The sequence below is a fragment of the Bradyrhizobium sp. sGM-13 genome (assembly GCF_018398875.1).
In the GTDB taxonomy this organism is placed as follows: Bacteria; Pseudomonadota; Alphaproteobacteria; order Rhizobiales; family Xanthobacteraceae; genus Bradyrhizobium.
Map to the genome: position 1 here is coordinate 1 of NZ_JAGWDK010000115.1, position 3,084 is coordinate 3,084.

3 protein-coding genes are annotated in these 3,084 nt (G+C 56.3%); 2 read left to right on the forward strand and 1 reads right to left on the reverse strand.

Annotation, left to right across the window (positions count from 1 at the left end; all coding sequences use genetic code 11):
• Positions 1-198: 198 nt before the first annotated feature.
• Positions 199-1,077: a LysR substrate-binding domain-containing protein gene (locus KJQ96_RS38255; protein WP_213253712.1), complete on the reverse strand. Its 879-nt coding sequence runs from the start codon at positions 1,075-1,077 to the stop codon at positions 199-201.
• A 445-nt stretch (positions 1,078-1,522) separates the two neighbouring features.
• Between KJQ96_RS38255 and KJQ96_RS38260 the strand changes: the two genes are divergently transcribed.
• Positions 1,523-2,251, forward strand: coding sequence for an autoinducer binding domain-containing protein (locus KJQ96_RS38260; RefSeq protein ID WP_213253713.1), 729 nt, complete (start codon positions 1,523-1,525; stop codon positions 2,249-2,251).
• Between the two features lie 191 nt (positions 2,252-2,442).
• A complete protein-coding gene (locus KJQ96_RS38265; protein ID WP_213291132.1) occupies positions 2,443-3,081 on the forward strand; it encodes an acyl-homoserine-lactone synthase in 639 nt (212 codons plus the stop codon).
• The last annotated feature ends 3 nt before the right edge of the window (positions 3,082-3,084 follow it).

Below are 3,084 nucleotides of genomic sequence, written 5' to 3' on the forward strand. Positions count from 1 at the left end.
CGTTACTCTCGCCGCCATCGTCCTATGGCTCCGCTAAATGTCCACACCACCTAGAAGATGTGGACGAAAGCGGCACCACCGAGATCCGGGTCCATGTGGGAGCTCTTCAACCTGACGTGCCCGGCTTTGCCGCGAAGTGTTTAATTGCGGGGGGCGACAGGCAGAGCCACTCAACCCAGTCGACGTCTTCACGTGGAGTTAGTCTTCTTGAGTCAGCCATGTGATAAACTGTTCAACACTTCTTGCTTTGCGCGCTGAGGGGTTGAATAGGCCGTAGAACCCAGAGCCAATGATGCGTGATTGAGGAAAAAGAATTCCAAGGCGCCGTTCTGCAATGTCCAGCGAAACGAGAGCCTCCGGCACAAGAGCAATACCATAGCCGTTGATTGCTGCCTCTATGCAGAGAAAGAAGTGGTCAAAGACTTGGCCACGTGGCGTCTGACTGATATCTATACCAGCCTTGCGGAACCAGTCTGGCCAAGCCGAGATACGGCTTTTCATGTGCAGTAGCGGGCACCGCGTCAAATCCTTAGCATGACGTACTTTCAATTCCGACAGCAGCACTGGCGAGACGACCGCCACGGCTTCGTCATCGAGAAGATGACGGCAAGCTAGTCCGGCCTTTTTCATAGGATAGCGGCGGATGACAAGATCACTTTGCTCGACGCTCGACTCGAACTCATCGGTGTTAGAGGTTTCAAGTCGAATTTCGATACGCGGATTCAGTCGCTGAAAGGCCGCGATACGGGGGATGAGCCATCGCATCGCAAACGACGGCGTCGCGTTGATGCGGATGCAGTGTGCGGAGCCGGAGCTGGCAAAGTCCTCCGAAGCAACGGCCAACAGATCGAGGCTCTTGCGTACATCATGAGCGTAAGAACGTGCTGCAGGCGTCAATTCAATGCGGTTGCCAGCCTTCCGCACCAATTTGCGGGAGAAATATCCTTCCAGCAGGCGCAACTGTTGGCTGACAGCGCTGTGGCTGACATTCAGTTCAGCGGCAGCTTGCGTGACGCTTTCATGGCGTGACACCGCCTCAAAGGCACGAAGAGCGGTGAAAGGTGGAATTTTGCGCATGCCTAGGTGTTAGATTCTCTAACATGGATCTCAAGAAATGATACTTTCAAGATGACGGAAACCCTGTTAATTCGGGCGATTGAAAGTCTTCAAGGGAAACGACAACAAGGTTGATTGTAAGAGATTCTCTAGCTCTTGTACGGCTGCGTTGCAGGTTTTCACTTTGAAAAAGGATAAGATGGCAATTTAGTCTCTTGGCGGGGCTCACCGTTCGCACGGCTTTTCCGAGTTTGCCGAAATCCTGTCCGAATGGGTTGCATAGATGATGCCGGTACATCGACGGGCAGGGTCTTCGTGTGCGCCTCCAGCTCGGCCACCCGGTCTCGAGCGCGTGGCTGTTCTGGCGGGAGCTCGCGCGACCTGGTAGGCCGAGCAGCTTCTTCGCCAAGGGCGAGGGTGAGGTCATTAGGAAGCACGTCGATTATGTTCAAATGGTAGAGCCGGAATGAGCCCGGTCGAAAGCATCTTCCAGGAATTTATTGATGCCATCCAAACCGCAACCAACGCGGATGAATTCGAGCGTGTCGCAACGCGGCTAACACAGAGGCTCGGCTTCCAGCGATTTGCCTATCTGCGCCTGACGGGCGAGACGCCGATGTTGATCTCGTCCTATCCAAAATCCTGGACCAGCCGGTACTTCCAGCTTGGATATCAGCAGCTCGATCCTGTGGTGCGCCGCGCGCGTGCCGAGCACGCGCTGTTCAGCTGGGGAGGCGAGGCGTCAACCCTGGCCGGAAACCGCGAGCAGCGCCGGTTCTTCGATGAAGCGACGACCTTCGGGATTAGATCAGGCATCACTGTGCCAATCAGGAGTGGATTTGGACGGATGGCTGCATTTACGCTGGCGACGGGCGACCGGGAGGTTCACCCGGAGCGGCTCGTGGCCGACGGGAAGGATCTGGTACACCTCGTCGGGTTGCACTTTCATTGTTATGTCGCCGCCAGACTTGACGAACTCTCTGCCAGTAAACTCGCCGCAAGTGAACTCACTCAGCGCGAGCGCCAATGCCTTGCCTGGACCGCGCGCGGAAAAGCTGTCGTCGATATCGCGGTGCTGGTCCAGATTGCACCGCGAACTGTCGTGTTTCATCTTGAGAACGCGCGCCGCAAACTAGGTGCAGCATCTATTGCCCAATGCGTCGCCGAGGCGCTGCGGCGCGGTTTGTTGTCCTAATCATCCACACCCTCCCATTTCGCGAGATGCACAAAAGACCTGGCGCTCGTCGCGCCGGGCATGTTGTATTGTGTTCTGTCCAAAAAGGTCTAGCGTAATCAAACTGAATAAGTGTTACCTGTAAAATTTGACAGGCGATTAGCAACTCTCTTTCTGGTTTTGAGGCCTCCCGATAATTTCAGGAGGTCGCTATGCATGCCATCGCACTTCACACCTCTCAATTTGGTCGTCATCTGGAGTTGCTCGCGGCGATGTATCGGCTGCGGCGCCGGGTCTTCAAGGACCGCCTCGACTGGTCAGTGTCGGTCTCGGGTGAATTCGAGCTCGATGTGTATGACACTCTCGGGCCGACTTATCTCATGCTCATGGCAGACGCCGGAGAGCCGGTTGGTTCGGTTCGTCTGCTTCCGACGACCGGACCAACCATGTTGGCCGACACCTTTCCCGTTCTGCTCGGCGGGACGCCAGCGCCGCATGACGAAAGAATTCTCGAAAGCTCACGCTTTTGCGTTGACACCAGTCTTGTCGCGGAGCAGGCGCCCAATAGTCTCAACCGCGCAACGTTTATCCTCTTCGCCGCCATGATGGAGGCAGTACGCGGCGCGCGCGCAGACAGCATCGTGACAGTCACTGATACACGTATGGAGCGCATTCTTCGGCGAGCGGGCTGGCCATTGAGGCGGATCGCTGCACCGCAGCAGGTCGGATCGACCATGGCGGTCGCCGGCTTTCTCGACATGTCCGAACAAACGCTTCACAGGATGTACGAACAAGCCGACGTCAACGGCCCCGTGCTTGTGTCATCGGATCTTGTTAATGCGGCCGCCTGATGC

Bases quoted from the DNA above. Each gene is read 5' to 3' on its own strand.
- KJQ96_RS38255 (WP_213253712.1), bottom strand. From the start codon at position 1,077: ATGCGCAAAATTCCACCTTTCACCGCTCTTCGTGCCTTTGAGGCGGTG.
- KJQ96_RS38260 (WP_213253713.1), top strand. From the start codon at position 1,523: ATGAGCCCGGTCGAAAGCATCTTCCAGGAATTTATTGATGCCATCCAA.
- KJQ96_RS38265 (WP_213291132.1), top strand. From the start codon at position 2,443: ATGCATGCCATCGCACTTCACACCTCTCAATTTGGTCGTCATCTGGAG.